The organism is Bradyrhizobium sp. 604_D8_N2_3, assembly GCF_051810765.1.
Taxonomy (GTDB): domain Bacteria; phylum Pseudomonadota; class Alphaproteobacteria; order Rhizobiales; family Xanthobacteraceae; genus Bradyrhizobium; species Bradyrhizobium barranii.
On the sequence record NZ_JBPWPM010000001.1, the window covers coordinates 114,402 to 136,604 of the forward strand.

Consider the following 22,203-nt stretch of genomic DNA (forward strand, 5'->3'; position numbering starts at 1 on the left):
CCCAGAAGCGGAATTATGGCCTATTCGGCCGCAGCTTTCGCGCCCTTGACACCCTGGGCCAGGGCCGCCGTCAGCTCGGCTACGGCGTTAACGGTTTTGGCGGTCGCCCGGCCCTCGGCGTCGAGGCTGTTCTTGAGCGCGTCGACCAGCGCGGTGCCAACCACCGAACCATCGGCCTTCTCGGCAATGGCGCGCGCCGCCTCTGGCGTGCGGATGCCAAAACCAACGCAGATCGGCAGCTTGGTATGCCGCTTGATGCGCGCGACAGCTTCACCGACGGCATTCGCGTCCGCCGCCGCGGCTCCGGTGATGCCGGCGATAGAGACGTAGTAGACAAAGCCTGATGTATTCGCGAGCACCGCGGGCAGGCGCTTGTCGTCGGTGGTCGGGGTCGCGAGGCGAATGAAGTTCAGGCCCGCCTTCAGCGCGGGAATGCAGAGCTCGTCGTCTTCCTCCGGCGGTAAATCGACGATGATCAGGCCGTCAACGCCGGCCGTCTTGGCATCGGCCAAAAACTTGTCGACGCCGTAAATGTAGATCGGATTGTAATAGCCCATCAGCACCAGCGGCGTGACGTTGTCGTCCTTGCGGAAGTCGCCCACCAGTTCCAGCGTCTTCTTCAAGGTCATGCCGTTCTTGAGCGCGCGCAGACCTGCAGCCTGAATCGAGGGACCATCCGCCATCGGATCGGTGAAGGGAATGCCGAGTTCGATGACGTCGGCGCCTGCCTTGGGCAGCGCCTTGACGATATCGAGCGACGTCGAGAGATCGGGATCGCCGGCCATCACATAGGTGACGAAGGCCGAGCGGCCCGCTTTCTTCAGCTCGGCGAAACGGGTGTCGATACGCGTGGTCACTTGCTCTTGCCCCTCAGGATGTCGCCGACCTGCGGGACGTCCTTGTCGCCGCGGCCGGAGAGATTGACGACCATCAGGTGATCTCTCGGCCGCTTCGGCGCGAGCTCCATCACCTTGGCGATGGCATGCGCGGGCTCGAGCGCGGGGATGATGCCTTCCAGCCGCGACAGCAACTGGAATGCTGCGAGCGCCTCGTCATCGGTCGCGGAGAGATAGTTGACGCGGCCGATCTCGTGCAGCCAGGAATGCTCGGGGCCGATGCCGGGATAGTCGAGGCCGGCGGAGATCGAATGCGCGTCCTGGATCTGGCCGTCCGCATCCATCAAGAGATAAGTGCGGTTGCCGTGCAGCACGCCGGGACGGCCGCCTGCGATCGAGGCCGCATGCAGTTGCGTGAGCCCATGGCCGGCGGCTTCGACGCCAAAGATTTCGACGGAGGGATCGTCGAGGAACGGATGAAACAGGCCCATCGCGTTCGAGCCGCCGCCGATGCAGGCGACCAGCGAGTCCGGCAGGCGTCCCTCGACCTCCTGCATCTGCGTCTTGGTCTCGTTGCCGATGATCGACTGGAAGTCGCGCACCAGCGTCGGATAGGGATGCGGGCCCGCCACCGTGCCGATGCAATAGAACGTGTTGTGCACGTTGGTGACCCAGTCGCGCAGCGCCTCGTTCATGGCGTCCTTCAGCGTGCGCGTGCCCGACTGCACCGGGACCACGGTTGCGCCCAGCATCTCCATGCGGATGACGTTGGGCTGCTGCCGTTCGACGTCGACGGCGCCCATATAGACCACGCATTCGAGGCCGAAGCGCGCGCACAGCGTCGCGGTAGCAACGCCGTGCTGGCCGGCGCCGGTCTCGGCGATGATGCGCTTCTTGCCCATGCGCCGTGCCAGCATGATCTGGCCGAGCACGTTGTTCACCTTGTGCGAGCCGGTGTGGTTGAGCTCTTCGCGCTTGAGGTAAATCTTGGCGCCGCCGAGATGCTCGGTGAGGCGCTCGGCGAAATAGAGCGGCGAAGGCCGGCCGACATAGTTCTTGAGATAGCCGTTCATCTCGGCCTGGAAGGCCGGATCGGCCTTGGCCGCCGTGTAGGCCTTCTCCAGATCGAGGATCAGCGGCATCAGGGTTTCGGCGACGAAGCGGCCGCCGAAAATGCCGAAGTGCCCGCGGTCGTCGGGGCCGCTGCGGTAGGAGTTTGGTTTGGCGATGTTCATCGAACGCTCAACTCTTGACTTGCATCTTGGGTGGCGCGCGCGGCGCGAATGAAGGCCTTGATCATCTCGGGATCCTTGACGCCGGAGGCGCTCTCGACACCGGAGGAAACGTCGACGCCGCCGGCGCGCGTGACCCGAAGGGCCTCGGCGACGTTGTGGGCGTCAAGTCCGCCCGAGACCATATACGGCAGCTTGAGTTCCAGGTTTTCGAGCAGGCGCCAATCGAAGGCCGCGCCGAGGCCGCCGGGACGTGTCGCGTCCTTTGGCGCCCGCGCGTCGAACAGGATGCGATCGGCAACCTCTGCGTAGCCAGGCAGCACGGCGAGATCGGCGGCGGTTGCGACCGGCACCGCTTTCATCACCGGGCGGCCGAACCGCTGCTTGATGTCGCGCAGCCGTGCGACGCTCTCCTTGCCGTGAAGTTGAAGGATATCCGGCGACAGCGCGTCCATGATGTTGTCGAGCGTGGCGTCATCGGCATCGACCGTGAGCGCGACCTTGAGCGCGCGCCGCTTCACCTGGCGGCCGAGGTCGCGGCCAAGCTCGAGAGAGACGTGCCGCGGCGACGGCGGAAAGAACACGAACCCCACCATGTCGGCGCCGGCGTCGAGCGCTGTTTCGAGCGTCTCGCCCGTGGACAGGCCGCAGATTTTGACGAGCAGGGACATGGTCTCGAAGCAGGTGAAGGCCGCGGGTCTGCGGCCGGAAAACCGGGTTTTCGGTTGCGGCCGCTTCTACAACGTCGCGCGCTGCTTGTCTCGTCCGATGGGCCCGTAAAGGCCCACCCCGGAGGGAACGGGGAGGCGCTGGGGCTGGGGCTTCGCTGCGGCCGCCTGGGCCCGCAGATCGGCCAATTCGGTCCTGGCAGCCCGTGCATCCGCATCATTCCGGCGCGCCGCGCGCCGCCAGCGCCGCTGGCCGAACCAGACCGCGCAGCCGCCCGCGAGGACCCCGAGGGCAGCCACCAGGATGAGGAGAAGGAACAGCGGCAGCGTCACCGAGAATGACGGGTCGTTCGTAATGAAGGGATCGAATGAGACCGTGACGAAATGCCGGTTGGCGACGGCGAAGGTCACCAGGATCAGGCCCAGCGGAATCACGATCAGCGCGGTCAGGAACTTTCGCATCTCGCTTCGCTCGCCTTGAATCAAGCTTCCGGCCGCATCGCTCGCGACCGCGGAAAACCCTGACGCCGGTCTCAGTCTGGCGCGCCTGGATCCGGATGGTCGCGGTTCAGCCGTTCGCGCATTTCCTTGCCGGTCTTGAAGAACGGAACGCTCTTCTGATCGACGGGCACATGGGCGCCGGTACGCGGATTGCGCCCTGCGCGCGCAGGGCGATGCTTGACCGAGAAGGCACCGAAGCCGCGCAACTCGACGCGATCACCGCGCGCGAGAGCCGCTACGATCTCTTCGAGAATCGCATTCACAATGTTCTCGACATCCCGCTGGTACAGATGCGGGTTGTGCTCGGCGATACGCTGAACAAGTTCGGATTTGATCATCGAGAGATAGGACCCGGAAGCGTGCGGATGACCATTTCCGTGAAAATACTGTGATCTGTCAAGACGCTAAATGAAGGTTGAGCGTCGGGAAAATGCGTGACAAATGCCGAAAAAGCGGGCTGCCCCGCTACCCGCCAGACGGGAAAAGCCTCTGAAGCTCGCCCGGTTCCATCAATTTGACGCGGCCGGCTGCCACAGGGCCAGCATTCCATCCATTCCGAGCCGATCGACGGCCTGCGTGACGCCGGTTTGCCCGATCTGATGCGCAATCGAGCCCAAACCAAGCGCTTCCAGCGTAACGACAGCAGCCGTTTTGAGGAACGGCAGATCGCCAAAGCGGGGCTGGAGCTTGTAATCGCGGACGGTGAGGCCCTTCTTGACGCCCTTCTGCTCGACCAGCCAGGTCACGGCGGTCTTCTCGTCGCCGAGCTGATCGATCAGCTTGAGATCGATCGCCTGGCGTCCGGTGAAGACGCGGCCATCGGCGACTTTTTCGAGCTGCGTGTCATCCATGCCACGCCGCTCCTTCACCAATCCCTTGAACCAGGCATAGGAATCCTTCACCAGCGCATCGAGCGCGGCGCGTGCCTCGGGGCTGGTCGGCTCAAAACCGTTCGGCGCGGCCTTCAGCGGCGAGGATTTGACCTCCTCGACCTTCACACCGACGGTCTTCAGCAGCTCCGTGACGTTGGGAAACTGGAACAGCACGCCGATCGAACCGACCAGCGAGCTCTGCTGGGCAATGATGTGGTCGCTCGCGATCGCGGTGATGTAACCGCCGGACGCGGCGAGGCCTTCGACCACGACGACGAGCGGCTTCTTCGCCTTTAGCCTCACAAGCGAATCGTAAAGCTGCTCGGAACCGGCGGTGGTGCCACCCGGCGAGTTGATGTGAATGATGACGGCGGCGGCCTGCGAGTTCTCCAGTCGCTCCAGCGCCTGGGTGCGATCGGAGTCGCTGCGGATCAGGCCATCGATCTGGACCCGCGCGATCGAGCCGGCGGATGCGAACGTGCCGCGCGCACCGGGTGTTGCGATCAGCGCAAAGCCCGCAATCGCCGCGATCGCGATCAGCGCAGCCATCACGCGCCAGAACGTCAGCTTGCGACGTATCCTGCGACGATCGACGATGATGTCCGAATCGAGCGACATCGGAATATCTCCAAATGAAAGGCTGGGCGCGTTGTGCCGTCACAGCGTGACCATTGGCTTATCTGGATACATCAATTGCGGCGTAATTTGAAGAAAACAAGGCTGGCGTAGCCCGGATGGTAGCCAAGCACTCAGATGTCATCCCCGCCTAGTGCGCAATTGCGCACGGGGCGCGGGGACCCATAACCACAAGAAGGAGTGTGACGCGAGGCGCCCACTCCGAGTCTTCGTCAAACCACTCCCCGTGGGTATGCGTCCCCGGATCGGCGCTCCGCTTCGCTGCGCTTGTCCGGGACGACAATGGTATGCCGCCGCAACAAAAAAGCCCCGGCTCGCGCCGGGGCTTTGATGGTTGCGAAACAGGCGTTTCGCTTACTTGTCGCGGTTCTTGAGCGCGGTGCCGAGAATGTCACCGAGCGTCGCCCCCGAATCGGAGGAGCCGTACTGCGCGATGGCTTCCTTCTCTTCGGCGACTTCGAGCGCCTTGATCGACACCTGGACCTTGCGGGCCTTCTTGTCGAACTGGATCACGCGGGCATCGACCTTCTCGCCGACGGCGAAGCGCTCGGCGCGCTGGTCGTTGCGGTCACGGGCGAGCTCCGAACGCTTGATGAAGGTCGAGAAGTCGGTACCGGTGATCTTCACCTCGATGCCGCTTTCCTTCACTTCGAGCACTTCGCAGGTCACGACCGCGCCCTTCTTGACATCGCCCGGCTCGGCGAAGGGGTCGCCTTCGAGCTGCTTGATGCCGAGCGAGATACGCTCCTTCTCGACGTCCACATCGAGCACCACGGCTTTCACCACGTCGCCCTTCTTGTAGTTGTCGATCACCTGCTCGCCCGGAAGCTTCCAGTCGAGGTCGGAGAGATGGACCATGCCGTCGACGTCGCCCTCGAGGCCCAGGAACAGACCGAACTCGGTCTTGTTCTTGACCTCGCCTTCGACCACCGAACCGGTCGGGTGACCTTCGACGAAGACCTCCCACGGGTTGCGCATGGTCTGCTTGAGGCCGAGCGAGATGCGGCGCTTGACGGAATCGACTTCCAGCACCTGCACTTCGACTTCCTGCGAGGTCGAAACGATCTTGCCGGGGTGCATGTTCTTCTTGGTCCACGACATCTCGGAGACGTGGATCAGGCCTTCGATGCCCGGCTCGAGCTCGACGAACGCACCGTAGTCGGTGATGTTGGTGACGCGGCCGGTGAAGCGGGCACCCAGCGGGTACTTGGCTTCGATGCCCTGCCACGGATCGTCCAGCAGCTGCTTCATGCCCAGCGAGATGCGGTGCGTCTCGTGGTTGATCTTGATGATCTTGACCTTCACGGTCTGGCCGATCGAGAGCACCTCGGTCGGGTGGTTGACGCGGCGCCACGCGATGTCGGTGACGTGCAGCAGACCGTCGATACCGCCGAGATCAACGAACGCACCGTAATCGGTGATGTTCTTGACCACGCCGTCGATGACCTGCCCCTCTTCGAGGTTCTGCACCAGCTCCTGACGCTGCTCGGCGCGGGTCTCTTCCAGCACCGTGCGGCGGGAGACGACGATGTTGCCGCGGCGGCGATCCATCTTGAGGATCTGGAACGGCTGCGAGTTGTTCATCAGCGGCGCAACGTCGCGGATCGGACGGATGTCGACCTGCGAGCGCGGCAGGAAGGCCACGGCACCGTCGAGGTCGACGGTGAAGCCGCCCTTGACCTGGTTGAAGATGACGCCGTTGACCTTCTCGTTGTTCTGGAAGGCCTTCTCGAGCTTGCCCCAGCTCTCTTCGCGGCGCGCCTTGTCGCGCGACAGCACGGCTTCGCCGAGGGCGTTCTCGATGCGATCGAGGAACACTTCGACCTCGTCGCCGACCTTGATCTCGCTCTCACGGCCGGGGCCGGAAAATTCGCGCAGGGCAACGCGGCCCTCGGTCTTCAGGCCGACGTCGATGACGGCCATGTCTTTTTCAATTGCAACCACCTTGCCCTTGACGACGGAGCTCTCCTGCAGGTTGCCACCTGCGAAGGACTCGTCGAGCATCGCGGCGAAATCGTCGCGCGACGGGCTATAGGTATCAGCAGAAATCGAAGCCATTTGTTCTCCAGTTGCGGATGTCGTGCCGGCCGTTGGGTTCATGGGCGCATCGCACACGCAGTGTCGGAAGGTCCGCAAGACCTTCGAGCGACCGCTCGTTGCTCCGGCATGGAGGCGGAACAGCGGAGGCGGGCCGGCTGAGGCCCGCGCGTTCGATACGTGGAAATCTTGGTCCGGAGCCTGGATCGCGCCGGGCCCAAACAGGGGACCGGGGTTATCGACCTCAAAGAGCGGGAGCGGGCGCTTCCTCCAATGACGGCGGCGGCTTAACCCCGCGACCGGCCCGCTCGGACGGCCTCGATAATGTCGATGGCGGCCCGGACGCCGCCTTCTATATCCAGTTGGGAGTTATCTAGCAAGTAAGCATCCGGGGCCGGTTTCAAGGGCGCAATCGGCCGGTTCTTGTCGCGCTCGTCGCGCCGGATGATGTCAGCGAGCACCGCCGCCTCGTCCGCCTCCTCGCCCCTCGCCTTGGCCTCCATGGTCCTGCGGTGGGCGCGGACCCTGGGGTCGGCCACGACGAAGATCTTCACGTCGGCATGGGGGCAGATCACGGTTCCAATGTCCCGGCCGTCGAGCACGGCGCCGGGCGGATCGGCGGCGAATTGCCGCTGGAAATTGAGCAGGACCTCGCGAACCCTGGGGATCGCCGAGACGATCGAGGCGCCCTCGCCGGCCTCCTGGGTCTTCAGGGCGGGATTGCCGAACTTTTCGGGATCAAGCTCCAGCGCAGCCTGCACCGCAGCCGCCTCGTCCCGGAGATCATGACCGGATTCCACCACGGCGTAGGCCACCGCGCGATAAATGACGCCGGTATCGAGATGACGATAGCCGTAATGGTGGGCGAGGCGCTTGCCGAGCGTCCCCTTGCCCGAGGCCGCGGGCCCGTCGATGGCGATGATCATGAAAACTCGGCCCCAAGCGAACGCATCATCGGGATGAAGTCCGGGAAACTGGTGGCGATGAAGGCGGTGTCGTCGACGGTCACGGGCTGGTCGGAGGCGCAGCCCATCACCAGCGCGGACATCGCGATGCGATGATCCATGTGCGTGGCGACTGTGCCGCCGCCGGGGACATGGCCGCGGCCTTCGACGATCAGGTCGTCGCCGGAGACCTCGACCTTGACGCCGTTGACGCGGAGCATGTCGGCGGTGGCCTCAAGCCGATCGGATTCCTTGACGCGCAGCTCCTGGAGGCCGCGCATGATGGTCGTGCCCTCGGCGAAGGAAGCCGCCACCGCCAGCACGAGATACTCGTCGATCATCGAGGGCGCGCGCTCCGGCGGCACCTCGACGCCGCGCAGTTTCGACGCGCGCACGCGCAGCTGCGCCATGGGCTCGCCGGCATCGCCCCGGACTTCGCTTTCCTCGATCGAGGCACCCATTTCACGCAGCGTGGTGAACAGGCCCGTGCGCAGCGGATTGGTCATCACGTCGGACAGGACGACATCCGAGCCTTCGACAATCAGCGCCGCGACGACCGGGAAGGCCGCCGAAGAGGGATCGGCGGGCACAACGACGGTGGCGCCGTGCAGCTCGGGCTGGCCAACGAGCGTGATGCGGCGGCCGTGCTGACCCTCCTGCGCGGAGGTGATGTCGGCGCCAAAGTGCTTCAGCATCAGCTCGGTATGGTCGCGGCTGGCCTCGGTCTCGATCACCGTCGTGGTGCCGGGCGCGGCCAGGCCCGCCAGCAGCACGGCGGATTTGATCTGGGCCGAGGCGACCGGGGTCTTGTAGGTGATCGGCAGCGGATCGCGCGCGCCCTGGACGGTCAGCGGCAGACGGCCGCCCTCGCCGCCGGACACCACTTTGGCGCCCATCTTCTCGAGCGGGTCGAGGATCCGGCGCATGGGCCGGCTGCGCAGCGAGGCATCACCGTCGAAAACCGCCGAAATCGGGCAGCCGGCGACGGCGCCCATGACGAGCCGGCAGCCGGTGCCGGAGTTGCCGAAATCAAGCGGCGCCCTGGGCTCGGCGAAGCCGGCGACGCCCACGCCGTTCACCCTCCAGGCGAAATCGCCGGTGCGCTCGACCCTGGCGCCCAGCGCCTGCATGGATTTGGCGGTGTTGAGGACGTCCTCGCCCTCGAGCAAGCCCGAAATCCGGGTCTCGCCGACCGCGAGCGCGCCCAGGATGAGGGCGCGGTGGGAGATCGACTTGTCCCCGGGGACCCGTACTTTCCCGGTCAGGGGACCGCTTGCGCGCGACTGAAGCGGCGTCGGCTTGTCGGAATCAGTCAAGTTTGTGTCCTTGGATAGGCCCGAAACGTCCCTGCGGGGCTCGCGGGGCAGGTACCACAAGGTCTGCCCGCCGTCACGGGCATGTCTTTCTCCCGTAATGCGCTATTGACAGCGGGCCGCCAACTAGCCAAGTGAAACACCGCTTTTCAGACATTCCCAGGATTCCTGCCGTGGCCAAGTCCGAACTCGGAACCAAACGTATTTGCCCGACCACGGGCAAGAAGTTCTATGACCTCAACAAGAATCCGGTGATCTCGCCCTATACCGGCGAAGTCGTCCCGATCGCGCCTGTGGCGCCGGCCCGCGCGACTCGCGGCGCCGAACCTCGCCACACGCCGGCTGCCGACACCACGCCGGAGCCGGCAGAAGTCGAAGAGGTCTCGCTCGAGGAGGCCGACGCCGAGGAAAACACCGGCAAGGTCAAGGCCGCGGTGCCCGAATCCGAGGACGACATCGAGGTCGACGAGACCATCGAGGACGATGACGACGATGATTCGACCTTTATCGCCGACGACGAAGAGGGCGATGAGGACGTCACGGACATCATTGGTGATGTCGGAGGTGATGAAGAGACTTGAGATCAGCCCTGATCTGTGAAAAAGGGTGCACCGCGCGAGTCACCAGGCTCGGCGGTCGGGAGTGATCCACCAGGATCCTCCCAACTGGAAGACTAAGGGGCCATAGCTCAGCTGGGAGAGCGCTTGCATGGCATGCAAGAGGTCGGCGGTTCGATCCCGCCTGGCTCCACCAGCCTTCGCTGGCTTCGCCAGCTTCGGCTCGGCAAGCCCTATCGTAGCGAAGGCTGCCGCGGCGTAGCCCGAAGGGCGAAGCCGGGCCTCGGCAAAAGCTGATCCTGAGAGATACTGTCCATCCACTGCGCAAGGCGGGGGATAGGATGAAGTACGTCTACATTCTCGAAAGCCTCGATTCCGGCCATTTCTACATCGGCATCACTGATGATCTGCGAGCCCGGCTCGCAAAGCACAACGCCGGCGAAGTGCCACATACATCAAAGTATGGCCCATGGCGCATCAAGACCTGCATCGCTTTCAGCGATGAGGCTAAGGCTGTTGCGTTCGAGAAATATCTGAAATCGGCTTCGGGCCGCGCATTTGCAAAGAAGCGGCTTTGAGGAGAGAAACTCGCGGCGAGGTACGAGAGGATTGAGCTCGCCGCCCCCCCTACTCCCCGATCACCGCATTCAACCGATCCCGCAGCGCCACGATCTCGTCCTTCATCGCGACCAGTTCCGAGACCGAGCAATCCGACGCCGCCAGGATCGATTGCGGCACGGCGCGCGCTTTTTCCTTCAAGGCATGGCCCTGCGGGGTCAGCGCGATCAGCACCTGACGTTCGTCCTCGCGCGAGCGCGTGCGCCTGACGAGGTGGGCGGCCTCGAGGCGCTTGAGCAGCGGCGTCAGCGTGCCCGAATCCAGGAACAGCTTTTCGCCGATGTCCTTGACCGGCACGTCGTCGCGCTCCCACAGCACAAGCATCACCAGATATTGCGGGTAGGTCAGGCCGAGCCGGTCCAGCAGCGGCTTGTAGACCCGGTTGAAGGCATGCGCGGCCGAATAGACCGCGAAGCAGATCTGATTGTCGAGGCGCTGCGGGTCCAGCGCCGATAATTTCCGGGGCATCGAGAATCTCACGCGGTTTCCTCCATTCTGGGACCGGGCGGCCGTACATTCAATTGCGAACAATTAAATGTGAGGCATGCAAATTTCAATTGCGCGCAATCTAATTGTTTGCGATGTAGGTTCCACCCCAACCCGAAGACCTAAGGAGACGAAAATGTCAGTAAACGTCCTGTATAAGACCAGCGCCAAAGCCACCGGCGGCCGTGACGGCCATGCGGCGACCCTCGACGGCGCGCTCGACGTCAAGCTCACCACGCCGAAGGAACTCGGCGGCGGAGGCGGCGCCGGCAACAATCCCGAGCAGCTGTTTGCGGCCGGCTATGCCGCCTGCTTCATCGGCGCGATGAAGTTCGTGGCCTCGCAGGGCGGCCCGAAGGTTCCGGCTGACGCCTCGGTCACCTCCACCGTCGGCATCGGCCCGCGCGCGGCCGGCGGCTTCGGTCTCGACATCGATCTGGCCGTCTCGCTGCCGGGCCTTGCCCGCGCGGAAGCCGAGGCGCTGGTCGAGAAGGCCCACCAGGTGTGCCCCTACTCCAATGCCACGCGCGGCAATGTCGACGTTCGCCTGACGGTCGTCTGATCAAACGGCGGATTGGCTGGCCCGAGATCCCCCTCGGGCCGGCCGCTTCCGCTTGATTTGCCACGTTGCGGGATAGCGCAGCGGCGGCGCATGCGGCCCTACGCAGCAAGCCATTGCTGGCGCAAAAAAACCTCGCTAGGCCTGTGATCAATGATCGACACAGGGGAAGCGAAGGCATGACTGAAGCCGTTTTGGGCGCAATGAGCGGACTGCGCGTCATCGATCTCACGCGCGTGCTTGGCGGTCCCTACTGCACCCAGATCCTCGCCGACCACGGCGCCGACGTGATCAAGGTCGAGCCGCCCGCCGGCGACGAGGTGCGCGACTGGGGCCCTCCTTTCCACGAGGAAGACGCGGCCTATTTCATCGGCATCAACCGCAACAAGCGCTCGATCGGCCTCGACCTCGCCTCCGAAGGCGGCCGCCTCGTGCTGCTCAAGATGCTCGAGACCGCCGACGTCCTGATCGAGAATTTCAAGCCGGGCACGCTGGAGAAATGGGGCATCGGCAACGATGTGCTCAGCAAGAAATTCCCGCGCCTGGTGCATTGCCGGATCTGCGGCTTCGGCGCCGACGGTCCGCGCGGCGGCAATCCCGGCTATGACGCCATCATCCAGGCCATGACCGGCATGATCGCGGCGACCGGCTCGCCGGAGAGCGGACCGATGCGGATCGGCGTGCCGCTGGTCGACATCACCACCGGCCTCTATGCGGCGATCGGCATCCTGATGGCGCTGTCGGAACGGCAGCGCTCGGGCCAGGGCCAGTTCCTGGAGACGACGCTGTACGAGACCGGCCTCGCCATCATGCATCCGCACACCGCGAATTATTTCATGCACGGCAAGCCGCCGTCGCTCACCGGCAACGAGCATCCCAACCTCGTGCCCTACGCGATCTTCCCGACCAGGACCGACAACATCTTCATCGGCGTCGGCAATGACGGCACCTTCCGCAAGCTCGCCAAGGAGATCGGCAAGCCCGAGCTCGGCACCGATCCGCGCTTTGCCCGCAACAAGGACCGCATCGCCAATCGCGAGGCGCTGCGGGCCGAGCTTGCCGCCGTGTTCAGCCAGCACGAGGCCGAGCCGCTGTGCAATCGTCTGCTCGCCGCCGGCCTGCCCGCAGGTCCCGTGCAGAAGATCGACCAGGCCTTGACCAACCCGCACACGATCGCCCGCGGCGATGTCATCGAGAAGGACTGGTACAAGGGCGTGGCCTCGCCGATCCGGCTCGATCGCAGCAAGCCGAGCCTGCGCCGCCTGCCGCCGAAATTCAGCCAGCACTCCCAGGAGGTGCTGGGCGAGTTCGGCTACTCCAAATCGGAGATCGACGCGATGGTCGAAAAGGGCACCGTCTGCGGCCCCGAGCGCAAGCGCTAAACGCCCTCGCCGCCTCACCCGAGCAAATGCCGCACTGCGGCGCGGGCACGCATGTGCGCCGCGAACGGAGGAGGCTGCGCGCTCGGCATTCGCCTATTTGACGGCTTCCCATTTGGCCGCGCTTGCTGCTTTCGTTTCTCCCGCTTACACAGTCATGTGAACGTCATATGGCGCTGCTAGCGCAAGCGCTTCTTTTTGACGGCCCAAGGGAGGTTTCTTGATGGCTCTTCGACACTTTGGCGCGGCTGCCGCGCTTGCAGTCACCGTTGGTTTTGGCGCTTCGCCGGCGTGGGCAGTGACCGAAATCCAGTGGTGGCACGCGATGACCGGCGCCAACAACGACGTCATCGTCAAGCTCGCCACCGACTTCAACGCCTCTCAGACCGACTACAAGGTGATCCCGACCTACAAGGGCAACTATCCCGATACGATGAACGCCGGCATCGCGGCGTTCCGCGCCGGCAACGCCCCGCACATCATGCAGGTGTTCGAAGTCGGCACCGCGACCATGATGGCCGCGACCGGCGCCGTAAAACCCGTCTACAAGCTGATGGCCGAGGCCGGCGAGAAGTTCGACCCCAAGATCTACCTGCCCGCCATCACCGGCTACTATTCGACCTCGAAGGGCGAGATGCTGTCCTTCCCGTTCAACTCGTCGTCGACCGTCATGTGGGTCAACCTCGACGAGCTCAAGAAGGCGAACGTCGAGATCCCCAAGACCTGGCCCGAAACGTTCGAGGCCGCCAAGAAGCTGAAGGCTGCGGGTCATGACACCTGCGGCTTCTCCGGCTCCTGGGTCACCTGGGTCAATCTCGAGCAGCTCTCCGCCTGGCACAACGTGCCGCTCGCCAGCAAGGCCAACGGCCTCGACGGCTTCGACACCGTGCTGGAGTTCAACGGCCCGCTCCAGGTCAAGCATCTCGAAACCCTGGTCGAGCTGCAGAAGACCAAGACCTACGACTATGCCGGCCGCACCAACACCGGCGAAGGCCGCTTCACCTCCGGCGAATGCCCGATCTACCTGACCTCGTCGGCGTTCTTCGGCAACGTCAAGGCGCAGGCCAAGTTCAACTTCACCGCCGTGCCGATGCCATACTATCCGGACGTCAAGGGCGCGCCGCAGAACTCGATCATCGGCGGCGCTTCGCTCTGGGTGATGGGCGGCAAGTCGGCCGACGAATACAAGGGTGTCGCGAAGTTCCTGACCTTCCTCTCGGACACCGACCGCCAAGTCTACATCCACAAGGCCTCGGGCTATCTGCCGATCACCAAGGCGGCCTACGCCAAGGCGAAGGAAGAAGGCTTCTACAAGGATCAGCCCTATCTCGAGACCCCGCTGATCGAGCTGACCAACAAGGAGCCGACCGACAATTCGCGCGGTCTGCGCCTCGGCAACATGGTTCAGCTCCGTGACGTCTGGTCGGAAGAGATCGAGCAGGCGCTGGCCGGCAAGAAGACCGCCAAGCAGGCGCTGGATGCTGCCGTCGAGCGCGGCAACACGATGCTGCGCCAGTTCGAAAAGACTGCCGTCAAGTGAGGCGATGAGCGGCAGGCCGCAAGCCGGCCTGCCGCTCACCTGACATCATGCAAAAGCAAGCCATTTTCCAAGCAAAACTATTGCCCTACGCGCTGGTTGCGCCGCAGCTCGCGATCGTCCTGATTTTTTTCTACTGGCCGGCCGCGCAGGCGGTGATCCAATCCTTCCTGCTCCAGGACGCCTTCGGTCTGTCGACAAGCTTCGTCTGGTTCGAGAATTATCAGGACCTGTTCAAGGACCCGGCCTATTTCGAGGCGGTTGTCCGTACGTTCGTCTTTTCGTTCGCCATCGCCGTCTCGTCGCTGTCCTTCGCGCTCTTGCTCGCCGTGATGGCGGACAAGCCGCTGCGCGGCTCAATGCTCTACCGCACGCTGCTGATCTGGCCCTATGCGGTGGCGCCGCCCGTCGTCGGCGTGCTCTGGATCTTCATGCTGCATCCTTCGCTCGGCGTGCTGTCGCGCTATCTGCGCAACCTGGGCGTCGACTGGAATCCGCTGCTTGACGGCAACCAGGCGGCTGGGCTGATCATCCTCGCCGCGGCGTGGAAGCAGATCTCCTATAATTTCCTGTTCTTCCTCGCCGGCCTGCAAGCCATCCCCCGAAGCGTGTTCGAGGCCGCCGCGATCGACGGCGCCCGTCCGATGCGGCGGTTCTGGACAGTGACCTTCCCGCTGCTGTCGCCCACGATCTTCTTCCTGCTGGTCGTCAACATCGTTTACGCCTTCTTCGACACCTTCGGCATCATCGACACCATGACCCGCGGCGGTCCCGGCACATCGACGGTCACGCTGGTCTACAAGGTCTATTCTGACGGCCTGCTCGGCGGCAATCTCGGCAGCTCGGCGGCGCAGTCGGTGATCCTGATGGTCATGGTCATCGTGCTGACGGGAATCCAGTTCCGCTTCGTCGAACGCAAGGTGACCTACTGATGGTCGAAGAAGAGGGCTTTCGGCGCTACGTCGCCCACGCGATTCTCTGGATCGGGATCGCGATCGTCGCATTCCCGGTCTACATCGCGATCGTCGCCTCGACCCAGGACAACGCCCTGATCGCGAACGGGCAGATGTCGCTGCTGCCGGGCGGCCATTTCTTCGAGGTCTACTACAAGACCATCTTCGTCGGCACGAGCGGCTCGACCCGCGAGCCCGTCGGCAACATGATGCTGAACTCGCTGGTGATGGCGCTGGCAATCGCGATCGGCAAGATCGCGATCTCGATCATCTCGGCCTATGCGATCGTGTATTTCCGCTTTCCGTTCCGGATGGCGATCTTCTGGATCATCTTCATCACGTTGATGCTGCCGGTCGAGGTGCGCATCTATCCGACCTACAAGATCGTCGCCGATCTGCACATGCTCGACAGCTATGCTGGCCTCGCGCTGCCGCTGATCGCGTCGGCCACCGCGACGCTGCTGTTCCGCCAGTTCTTCATGACCGTGCCGGACGAGTTGCTGGAGGCCTCGCGCATCGACGGTGCCGGCCCCTTGCGTTTCTTCTGGGATACGCTGCTGCCGCTGTCGCGCACCAACATGGCGGCGCTGTTCGTGATCCTCTTCATCCTCGGCTGGAATCAATATCTCTGGCCGCTGCTGATCACAACGCGCGACGACATGCAGACCATCCAGGTCGGCATCCGCAAGATGATCACCACTACCGATGCGCTGACCGAATGGCCGATCGTGATGGCCACCGCCGTGCTCGCCATGCTGCCGCCGGTGTTCGTCGTCGTCGCCATGCAGAAATTGTTCGTGCGCGGCCTGGTCGAGACCGAGAAGTAGGTTTTTGGGAATGAGTTTTCATGGCTAACGTCACCCTGCGCAACGTCCGCAAGACCTATCCCGGCGGCTTCGAGGCCATCAAGGGCGTCAACGTCGATGTCGGCGACGGCCAGTTCTGCGTGCTGGTCGGTCCCTCCGGCTGCGGCAAGTCCACGCTGCTGCGCATGGTCGCAGGTCTCGAGACCGTCACCGGCGGCGAGATCGACATCGGCGGCCGAATCGTTAACCAGATCGAGCCCGCCGATCGCGACATCGCGATGGTGTTCCAGAACTACGCGCTCTATCCGCATATGAGCGTCTTCAACAACATGGCCTACGGCCTGCGCAACCGCGGCATGAAGGAGGCCGAGGTCAAGACCCGCGTCGACGAGGCCGCACGCGTGCTCGAGCTCACGCCGATGCTGGAGCGCAAGCCGCGCCAGCTCTCCGGCGGCCAGCGCCAGCGCGTCGCCATGGGCCGCGCCATCGTGCGCCAGCCGAAAGTCTTTCTGTTCGACGAGCCGCTGTCGAACCTCGATGCAAAGCTGCGCATCGCGATGCGGGTCGAGATCCGCAAATTGCAGCGCCGGCTCAACACGACCTCGATCTACGTCACCCACGACCAGCTCGAGGCGATGACGCTCGCCGATATTCTCGTGGTCATGAATGGCGGCCAGGTCGAGCAGGTCGGCAATCCGCTGGCGATCTACGAGAAGCCGGCGACGACCTTCGTCGCCTCCTTCATCGGGGCACCGCCGATGAACCTGATGTCGACGCGCGCCGATGAGATCAAATCGCAGCTCGACGGCAGCGCGACCGAGGCCGGCATCCTCGGCATCCGCCCGGAAGATTTCGTCATCACCGACCAGACCCCGGCCGGCGGTGTCGCACTGCCGCTGACCGTGGAAGCGATCGAGCGCGTCGGCGCCGAAACTTTCGTCTACGGCACGCGGGCCCAGGACGAGCAGCGCGTCGCCGCCACCCCCGGCGAGCTGCCGCCCGGCGAGGTCATCGTCCGCATTCCCGGAACCGAGGCCCCAGCCATCGGTGAGAGGATCCGCGTCGCCGCGGTACGGCCGAAGCTGCACCTTTTCAGCGGCGACGGGCGGACGCGGATCGAGGCCTGACCGGTTCCGAGGGCCGGCCGATCAAAAACGCGAAAAACAACCCCATGCACAGTAGCCGGGGGTTTGATTTCATTGAGATAAATCGGCGGCCGACTCGTCATGCCCGGGCTTGTCCGAGCATTTGCGTTCCCGGTGACGAATTGGGCGCTTCCGCGCGACCGCGGGCGGGGTCAGGCGCGAAAATGGGCAATCCACAGGCTCCCGCTACGTCCTTGAACCGACACGGGGTTATGACCATATTGCTGACCAAGGGGCGCCGCTTCCGGGCCCCGAAATGCCAAAGTCGCTTCGAGAGGACTTTGTAAACTATGTCTCGTGTTCCCACGCTTTCCAGTCCGTTCCTTCTGGGCTTCGACGAGATCGAGCGCGTGCTCGACCGCGTCGTCAAAGGCGCCGACGGCTACCCTCCCTACAATATCGAGAGGTGCGACCGATCGGACGGCCAGCCCGAGCGGCTGCGGATCACGCTGGCGGTCGCCGGATTCACCCGCGACCAACTCGATGTAACCATTGAGGAAAACCAGCTCGTGATTCGCGGGCGTCAGCAGGACGACAAGTCCCGGCAATACATCCATCGCGGCATCGCCGCGCGCCACTTCCAGCGCACCTTCGTGCTGGCGGAGGGGATGCTGGTGCTGGGTGCGGATCTGAAGAACGGGCTGCTGTCGGTCGATCTTGCCCGGCCTGAACCGGAGAGGATCGTTAAGACAATCGCTATCAATGAGCACGAATAATGGAACGAGTAGCGGACTCGACCGCTTAGTTTCTGTGAAGGAGTCGAGACCATGAGTGAAGGTCACGTTGCGTTCGAATACGAAGCCAAGAACGTCTCGCCCGAGACGCTGGCAACCCTCGGCGAAGGTCATATCGCCTATGTGAAGCAGATCCGCTCCGAGGATGTGCCGGGCCTGTTTCCCGAGGCGCCGAAAATCGCGCCGGGCCTCAAGCTCTTCGCGCTCCACGCCGCCGACGGCACGCCGATCATGCTGACCGACAGCCGCGAAGCCGCGGTCGCCAACGCCTGGAGCAACGAGCTGCAAGCCGTGAGCGTGCACTGACGCACGCTTAGCGCGACATCTGCGAATTCAAATGCGCGGGCATGCCTCAAGGCGGCCCGCGCATTTTTTATGGGCCATCTGGCGAAGCGTCGACGTTCCGGCCTAGCATCGGGCTCAACGCCGAAGCGGGGTGCTCTGAGAAGAGAATCGAGAATGACGTCGGACGGTCCAAGTGCGGTGCTCTCATCCGAAGAGATCGAGGCGATTGCGCGCGATGCCATTGCGGAAGCTCAGGCGGGAAGAACACAGGCCGCGTTGCACAAGCTGATGCCGCTGCGAAAAGCGCAGCCCCGGCAGCCCGAAGCCGCCATGGCATTGCTGCGGGTCGTCCATGATCGATGCTTGCAAAGAGAAGCCGCGATAGACGTTCTGTCAGAGGTCGCACAATCTCACGATCAGGACTTCTGGATTCTCTCGACTGTAGGGCTCTGCCTTGAAGCAGCGCGCGACATTGACGATCTCAATGCACCGCCGCCCGATATTGCATTGTTCCGTTTGGTCGTCGAAAAACTGAGCGGGTTGGCCAAGGTCCACGAGGGGCAACCCGAACAGGAACCGATTCTCGAAGGTCTGGCCACTGCGGCGCGAATGCTGTCGCGCCAGCAAGATGCGATTGCCGAGAGCAGCTATCGGAAACTCACCGAACTCAATCCGCAAAACAGCACCCACCATTACAATCTGGGTCTTTTCTACAAGACACGCGGCAGATTCGCAGATGGCGCGACCGCAAACCAGATCGCAGCCAGCCTCGCGGACGAAGTCACCGAGAGTTACGAGTGGAATCTTGGTATCTGCGCCACCGGCGCAAAGAATGCCTCTCTGGCACTGGATGTCTGGAGGCGCATGGGGCTTGCGATCGAGATCGGGCGCTTTGGCTTGCCGGAATGCTCATTGTCTCAATGCAAGGTCAAGCTGGCGGAGCGGCCCCTGGCGGAGCGCACGGCCGATCAGGACGATCCGGGCGCGGAGGAAACCATCTGGATCGAACGGTTGAGCCCGTGCCACGGCATCGTCCGCAGTGTGCTCTACCAGAAGCTCGGCGTGGACTATGGCGACGTCATCCTGATCGACGGCGCGCCGATTACACATCACACGTATGGTGAGGTGCAGGTCCCGGTTTTTCCACATTTGGCGACGCTGGAGCGGCGGAACTATCAGCTATTCGACTTCGCCGGCACACAGGATTCGGCACGGCAACTGGCGGACTTGACCGCAGAGCTGGATGAGGACGCCGTCGTCTATTCGCATTCCGAGAGCTTCGTGATGATATGCGCGAATTGCTGGCGCGACCCCGATCTCGATCACGACCGTCACGAGGCAATAGAAAAGCACGTCGTCACGGGGCGAATTGCCGCTCCCGCGGGAATGGCCCCCGCACGACTGCTGGAGTTGATCGACAAGGCTATCGAGAAGCAGGAACGGCGCTGCCAACTCTATGCGCCAGATCTTTGCAAGGCGGCAGGGCTGGTGGCGCGTGAGGCGATCGACCGACGTCGGTTCGCTTTGCTGACGGGCAACTAGCGCATGATCCGTCGCCCGCGCTCCCGCCATTTTTCTTCGCCGACCAGACAGGACACCCGGGGCTCATTCTCGGCAGTTGGGACGATCCTCCCCTCCGGCGCGAGGCCCGCAACTTCGAGAACAAGCTTGGTCCGGATCGCTTCCTGGAATTTTTCGCGATCCTTGATTGTCATGATGAAGGCACCCGGCCCTCCGATCACGCAGTCCTCGTAATACAGATCGAGATTCTCGATATCGGTCGTCAAATAGGACGGCTCCTTCACCATGATCGGCAGGCCGTTGATGATGATGCCTTTCTCAACGGCAGCGTCGCGCGCGCCGGTGACGGGGGCTCCGTCGTTGTTCGGCCCATCGCCGGAAATGTCGATGACGCGCCGCGACCCGCGATAGGGATTTTCTTCGAACAGCTGCACTGCGAAATTGATCGCGCCGGAAATCGAGGTGCTCGAACCTCGGCGAATCGGCGTTTTCATGATCTCGGCGGCCACGGCGTCCGCCGATTCCGGGCCGTCGATCACGCGCCACGGAATGATGATCCTGTCGTCGCCCGACATCGACCACTCGAAATAGGTCAGAGCCACCTTGCTGGCCGGACGGGCCCTTAGCGCCTGAAGAAAGTCTTTCGAGACGATGGCCTGTGCATAGCCCTCGCGCTGAATGGCGAGTTCGTCCAGATCCATCGAATAGGAGACGTCGACGGCGATAACGAGCTCGACATTGACGGACAGTGCGCTGTGCCTGGCGTCGGCTATCCCTGATTTCGGGCTCGGCGCGGCAATGCTGGCAACGTCACCTCCGACGATCGCCCCCGCAACAAGCACCGCCCCGACCGAGACACACCAGCGCATGGCGGCCCTCCCGTCCGTTCAAAAGCATGGTGACACCCAAAACGCGCATCGAAAAGCGGAAACATGCCTTTGCCTGCCCGGACACGGATGAGAGTTCCAGGCCCGCGCGAATGTCCGCGTCAGCGCGTCTCGCGGATATCTTCGAAGCGATGGGCGCTGCAATAAGATGCGCCTCAGCCGCCTGAACGCTCCGCCAGCCGCGCGCGGATGTCCGGCTTCAAGACCTTGCCGACCTTGGAACGCGGCAGGTCGTCCCAGACTTCGATCTGCTTCGGTGTCTTGACGCTGCCGATCCGCGCCTTGACTAAGGCAGCCAGCGCCGTCGCATCGACGCTTTGGCCGGCGCGGGGCTGCACCACGGCGACGATCCGCTCACCCCATTTCTCGTCCGCCAGCCCGATCACGGCGCAATCCTGCACCGCCTCATGCGCCCGCAGCGCGTTCTCGACCTCGATCGAGTAGACGTTGAACCCGCCGGTGATGATCATGTCCTTGGCGCGATCGACGATATAGAGGTAGCCGTCGTCGTCGATGTAGCCGATGTCGCCGGTGTGGTGCCAGCCATGCGCGGAGGCCTCCGCCGTAGCCTCGGGATTTTTGTAATAGCCCTCCATCACCAGCGAACCGCGGACCACGATCTCGCCGCGGGCGCCGGTCGGCAGCAAATTGCCGTCGCTATCCATGATGCCGGCCTGCACCAGCGGGCTGATCCGCCCGGCCGAGGCGAGACGCTCCATCGCGATCGTGCCGTCGGCATTGTAATGCTCGCTAGGTGCCATCATCGAGATCATCATCGGCGCTTCGGTCTGACCGAACAACTGCGCCATCGGCCCGATACGCTGGAGCGCTTCCGCAAGCCGCGCGGCCGAGATCGGCGCCGCGCCGTACCAGAAACATTGCAGAGACCCGAGCCTCGCGGAGTCGAGCTTCGGATGATCGAGCAGCATGTAGATCACGGTCGGCGGCAGGAAGGTGTGCGTGATACGGTAGCGCTCGATCAGATCGAGAAATTCTGCGATGTCGGGGTGATGCATGATCACGATGCGGCCGCCGAGCGCCATGATCGGGAAACACAGCACGCCGGCCGCGTGGGTCAGCGGCGCAAGCGCGAGGTAGATCGGGCGGCCCTTGAAGGGATAGCCCATCAGCGTCAGGGCCGTCATCGCCTCGATGTTGCGGCCCGACAGCATGACCCCCTTCGGCTTGCCTGTGGTGCCGCCGGTGCCCGGGATCATCGCGAGATCGTCGACCGCCTCGCGTTGATAATGGTCGTCGGCGAGGCCGGCGAGCCAGCTGTCGAACGAAGGCGCGAAGGGCAACTCAGCATCGAGGCAGACGACGGCGCGCAGCTTTGGCAGCTCTGCACGCACCGCCTCGACCATCGGCGCGAAGCTTGAATGAAACAACAGCAGGCTGCAGTCGAATTGCTCGAGGATGAGCCGATTTTCGACCGCCTCGTTGCGCGGATTGATCGGGCACCAGACCGCGCCTGCGCGGGAAATGCCGAACACGCAGGCAAACGCGACCGGATCGTTGCCGGAGAGGATTGCGACCTTCTCGCCGGCAGCAATGCCCGATCGCGCGAGCCCGCGCGCGACGCGGTAGCTCAGCCCCTGCACCTCGCCATAGCTGAGGTCGCGTCCATCCATGGTGAGGCACGGCGCGTCGGCGCCGAGCGAGGCACCTTTGTCCAGGTAATCGATGAAGCGCATGAT

23 protein-coding genes and 1 tRNA gene are annotated in these 22,203 nt (G+C 63.7%); 12 read left to right on the plus strand and 12 right to left on the minus strand.

Annotation, left to right across the window (positions count from 1 at the left end):
* Positions 1-20: 20 nt before the first annotated feature.
* The 9 genes from trpA to aroA all read right to left on the minus strand — a co-directional run bounded on the left by trpA (position 21) and on the right by aroA (position 9,042).
* On the minus strand, positions 21-857 hold the full coding sequence (trpA, locus tag AB7245_RS00490) for a tryptophan synthase subunit alpha (RefSeq protein ID WP_063980169.1): 837 nt from the start codon (positions 855-857) through the stop codon (positions 21-23).
* Positions 854-2,071: a tryptophan synthase subunit beta gene (trpB, locus tag AB7245_RS00495; RefSeq protein ID WP_063980170.1), complete on the minus strand. Its 1,218-nt coding sequence runs from the start codon at positions 2,069-2,071 to the stop codon at positions 854-856. Before trpB ends, trpA begins: the two co-directional genes overlap by 4 nt.
* Positions 2,068-2,739 carry a phosphoribosylanthranilate isomerase gene (locus AB7245_RS00500; protein WP_028149799.1) on the minus strand — a complete coding sequence of 224 codons (672 nt, stop codon included), beginning with the start codon at positions 2,737-2,739 and terminating at the stop codon, positions 2,068-2,070. Before AB7245_RS00500 ends, trpB begins: the two co-directional genes overlap by 4 nt.
* Positions 2,740-2,805: 66 nt before the next feature.
* Positions 2,806-3,198 (minus strand): lipopolysaccharide assembly protein LapA domain-containing protein, encoded by a 393-nt coding sequence (locus AB7245_RS00505; RefSeq protein WP_063985960.1) that lies wholly within the window; start codon positions 3,196-3,198, stop codon positions 2,806-2,808.
* Positions 3,199-3,269: 71 nt separating this feature from the next.
* Complete coding sequence (locus AB7245_RS00510; RefSeq protein ID WP_007598410.1) at positions 3,270-3,575, minus strand: integration host factor subunit beta; 306 nt, start codon at positions 3,573-3,575, stop codon at positions 3,270-3,272.
* Positions 3,576-3,746: 171 nt separating this feature from the next.
* Positions 3,747-4,727, minus strand: a complete 981-nt coding sequence (sppA, locus tag AB7245_RS00515; protein ID WP_063980171.1) for a signal peptide peptidase SppA — start codon at positions 4,725-4,727, stop codon at positions 3,747-3,749.
* A 372-nt stretch (positions 4,728-5,099) separates the two neighbouring features.
* Complete coding sequence (gene rpsA / locus AB7245_RS00520) at positions 5,100-6,803, minus strand: 30S ribosomal protein S1 (protein ID WP_063980172.1); 1,704 nt, start codon at positions 6,801-6,803, stop codon at positions 5,100-5,102.
* Positions 6,804-7,069: 266 nt separating this feature from the next.
* On the minus strand, positions 7,070-7,708 hold the full coding sequence (gene cmk, locus AB7245_RS00525; RefSeq protein ID WP_063980173.1) for a (d)CMP kinase: 639 nt from the start codon (positions 7,706-7,708) through the stop codon (positions 7,070-7,072).
* Positions 7,705-9,042, minus strand: coding sequence for a 3-phosphoshikimate 1-carboxyvinyltransferase (aroA, locus tag AB7245_RS00530; RefSeq protein ID WP_063980174.1), 1,338 nt, complete (start codon positions 9,040-9,042; stop codon positions 7,705-7,707). The genes cmk and aroA overlap by 4 nt, the downstream gene beginning before the upstream one ends.
* Before the next feature lie 170 nt (positions 9,043-9,212).
* Here aroA and AB7245_RS00535 point away from each other — a divergent pair, with 170 nt between their 5' ends.
* The 3 genes from AB7245_RS00535 (at position 9,213) to AB7245_RS00545 (ending at position 10,174) form a co-directional block, all read left to right on the plus strand.
* Positions 9,213-9,620, plus strand: a complete 408-nt coding sequence (locus AB7245_RS00535; RefSeq protein ID WP_063980175.1) for a TIGR02300 family protein — start codon at positions 9,213-9,215, stop codon at positions 9,618-9,620.
* A 96-nt stretch (positions 9,621-9,716) separates the two neighbouring features.
* A tRNA-Ala gene (locus tag AB7245_RS00540) sits at positions 9,717-9,792 on the plus strand.
* 145 nt (positions 9,793-9,937) lie between these two features.
* A complete protein-coding gene (locus AB7245_RS00545) occupies positions 9,938-10,174 on the plus strand; it encodes a GIY-YIG nuclease family protein (RefSeq protein ID WP_063980176.1) in 237 nt (78 codons plus the stop codon).
* Positions 10,175-10,223: 49 nt separating this feature from the next.
* Here the strand turns inward: AB7245_RS00545 and AB7245_RS00550 are convergent, their stop codons facing one another.
* The gene (locus AB7245_RS00550) at positions 10,224-10,682 is read right to left on the minus strand and encodes a MarR family winged helix-turn-helix transcriptional regulator (RefSeq protein WP_028149792.1); all 459 of its coding nucleotides are present in this window, start codon (positions 10,680-10,682) and stop codon (positions 10,224-10,226) included.
* A 154-nt stretch (positions 10,683-10,836) separates the two neighbouring features.
* On the opposite strand from AB7245_RS00550, the gene AB7245_RS00555 reads away from it, so the two are divergent.
* The 9 genes from AB7245_RS00555 to AB7245_RS00595 all read left to right on the plus strand — a co-directional run bounded on the left by AB7245_RS00555 (position 10,837) and on the right by AB7245_RS00595 (position 19,640).
* Positions 10,837-11,262: an organic hydroperoxide resistance protein gene (locus AB7245_RS00555; RefSeq protein ID WP_045004850.1), complete on the plus strand. Its 426-nt coding sequence runs from the start codon at positions 10,837-10,839 to the stop codon at positions 11,260-11,262.
* A gap of 176 nt (positions 11,263-11,438) precedes the next feature.
* Positions 11,439-12,641 carry a CaiB/BaiF CoA transferase family protein gene (locus AB7245_RS00560; RefSeq protein ID WP_063980177.1) on the plus strand — a complete coding sequence of 401 codons (1,203 nt, stop codon included), beginning with the start codon at positions 11,439-11,441 and terminating at the stop codon, positions 12,639-12,641.
* Between the two features lie 220 nt (positions 12,642-12,861).
* Positions 12,862-14,178, plus strand: a complete 1,317-nt coding sequence (gene ugpB, locus AB7245_RS00565) for a sn-glycerol-3-phosphate ABC transporter substrate-binding protein UgpB (RefSeq protein ID WP_063980178.1) — start codon at positions 12,862-12,864, stop codon at positions 14,176-14,178.
* Between the two features lie 47 nt (positions 14,179-14,225).
* Positions 14,226-15,107: a sn-glycerol-3-phosphate ABC transporter permease UgpA gene (ugpA, locus tag AB7245_RS00570; protein WP_063980179.1), complete on the plus strand. Its 882-nt coding sequence runs from the start codon at positions 14,226-14,228 to the stop codon at positions 15,105-15,107.
* Positions 15,107-15,955, plus strand: coding sequence for a sn-glycerol-3-phosphate ABC transporter permease UgpE (gene ugpE / locus AB7245_RS00575; RefSeq protein ID WP_063980180.1), 849 nt, complete (start codon positions 15,107-15,109; stop codon positions 15,953-15,955). The genes ugpA and ugpE overlap by 1 nt, the downstream gene beginning before the upstream one ends.
* 20 nt (positions 15,956-15,975) lie before the next feature.
* Positions 15,976-17,061, plus strand: a complete 1,086-nt coding sequence (locus tag AB7245_RS00580; RefSeq protein WP_063980181.1) for a sn-glycerol-3-phosphate import ATP-binding protein UgpC — start codon at positions 15,976-15,978, stop codon at positions 17,059-17,061.
* A gap of 308 nt (positions 17,062-17,369) precedes the next feature.
* Positions 17,370-17,795 carry an Hsp20 family protein gene (locus tag AB7245_RS00585; RefSeq protein WP_018645065.1) on the plus strand — a complete coding sequence of 142 codons (426 nt, stop codon included), beginning with the start codon at positions 17,370-17,372 and terminating at the stop codon, positions 17,793-17,795.
* Positions 17,796-17,846: 51 nt separating this feature from the next.
* A complete protein-coding gene (locus tag AB7245_RS00590; RefSeq protein ID WP_011083553.1) occupies positions 17,847-18,119 on the plus strand; it encodes a DUF1150 family protein in 273 nt (90 codons plus the stop codon).
* A gap of 153 nt (positions 18,120-18,272) precedes the next feature.
* Entirely contained in the window at positions 18,273-19,640 is a 1,368-nt protein-coding gene (locus tag AB7245_RS00595) for a prenyltransferase (protein ID WP_063980182.1), read from the plus strand.
* Here AB7245_RS00595 and AB7245_RS00600 read toward each other — a convergent pair.
* A complete protein-coding gene (locus AB7245_RS00600; protein ID WP_063980183.1) occupies positions 19,637-20,488 on the minus strand; it encodes a DUF1194 domain-containing protein in 852 nt (283 codons plus the stop codon). The two genes, AB7245_RS00595 and AB7245_RS00600, sit on opposite strands and share 4 nt — an antisense overlap.
* A 173-nt stretch (positions 20,489-20,661) precedes the next feature.
* Complete coding sequence (locus AB7245_RS00605; RefSeq protein WP_439033820.1) at positions 20,662-22,200, minus strand: AMP-binding protein; 1,539 nt, start codon at positions 22,198-22,200, stop codon at positions 20,662-20,664.
* Between the last annotated feature and the right edge of the window lie 3 nt (positions 22,201-22,203).

Bases quoted from the DNA above. Each gene is read 5' to 3' on its own strand.
- AB7245_RS00585 (WP_018645065.1), top strand. From the start codon at position 17,370: ATGTCTCGTGTTCCCACGCTTTCCAGTCCGTTCCTTCTGGGCTTCGAC.
- AB7245_RS00595 (WP_063980182.1), top strand. From the start codon at position 18,273: ATGACGTCGGACGGTCCAAGTGCGGTGCTCTCATCCGAAGAGATCGAG.
- AB7245_RS00500 (WP_028149799.1), bottom strand. From the start codon at position 2,739: ATGTCCCTGCTCGTCAAAATCTGCGGCCTGTCCACGGGCGAGACGCTC.
- AB7245_RS00560 (WP_063980177.1), top strand. From the start codon at position 11,439: ATGACTGAAGCCGTTTTGGGCGCAATGAGCGGACTGCGCGTCATCGAT.
- cmk (WP_063980173.1), bottom strand. From the start codon at position 7,708: ATGATCATCGCCATCGACGGGCCCGCGGCCTCGGGCAAGGGGACGCTC.
- AB7245_RS00590 (WP_011083553.1), top strand. From the start codon at position 17,847: ATGAGTGAAGGTCACGTTGCGTTCGAATACGAAGCCAAGAACGTCTCG.
- AB7245_RS00555 (WP_045004850.1), top strand. From the start codon at position 10,837: ATGTCAGTAAACGTCCTGTATAAGACCAGCGCCAAAGCCACCGGCGGC.
- ugpE (WP_063980180.1), top strand. From the start codon at position 15,107: ATGGTCGAAGAAGAGGGCTTTCGGCGCTACGTCGCCCACGCGATTCTC.
- ugpA (WP_063980179.1), top strand. From the start codon at position 14,226: ATGCAAAAGCAAGCCATTTTCCAAGCAAAACTATTGCCCTACGCGCTG.
- trpB (WP_063980170.1), bottom strand. From the start codon at position 2,071: ATGAACATCGCCAAACCAAACTCCTACCGCAGCGGCCCCGACGACCGC.
- AB7245_RS00605 (WP_439033820.1), bottom strand. From the start codon at position 22,200: ATGCGCTTCATCGATTACCTGGACAAAGGTGCCTCGCTCGGCGCCGAC.
- ugpB (WP_063980178.1), top strand. From the start codon at position 12,862: ATGGCTCTTCGACACTTTGGCGCGGCTGCCGCGCTTGCAGTCACCGTT.
- AB7245_RS00580 (WP_063980181.1), top strand. From the start codon at position 15,976: ATGGCTAACGTCACCCTGCGCAACGTCCGCAAGACCTATCCCGGCGGC.
- AB7245_RS00510 (WP_007598410.1), bottom strand. From the start codon at position 3,575: ATGATCAAATCCGAACTTGTTCAGCGTATCGCCGAGCACAACCCGCAT.
- rpsA (WP_063980172.1), bottom strand. From the start codon at position 6,803: ATGGCTTCGATTTCTGCTGATACCTATAGCCCGTCGCGCGACGATTTC.
- AB7245_RS00550 (WP_028149792.1), bottom strand. From the start codon at position 10,682: ATGCCCCGGAAATTATCGGCGCTGGACCCGCAGCGCCTCGACAATCAG.
- AB7245_RS00545 (WP_063980176.1), top strand. From the start codon at position 9,938: ATGAAGTACGTCTACATTCTCGAAAGCCTCGATTCCGGCCATTTCTAC.
- AB7245_RS00505 (WP_063985960.1), bottom strand. From the start codon at position 3,198: ATGCGAAAGTTCCTGACCGCGCTGATCGTGATTCCGCTGGGCCTGATC.
- AB7245_RS00600 (WP_063980183.1), bottom strand. From the start codon at position 20,488: ATGCGCTGGTGTGTCTCGGTCGGGGCGGTGCTTGTTGCGGGGGCGATC.
- sppA (WP_063980171.1), bottom strand. From the start codon at position 4,727: ATGTCGCTCGATTCGGACATCATCGTCGATCGTCGCAGGATACGTCGC.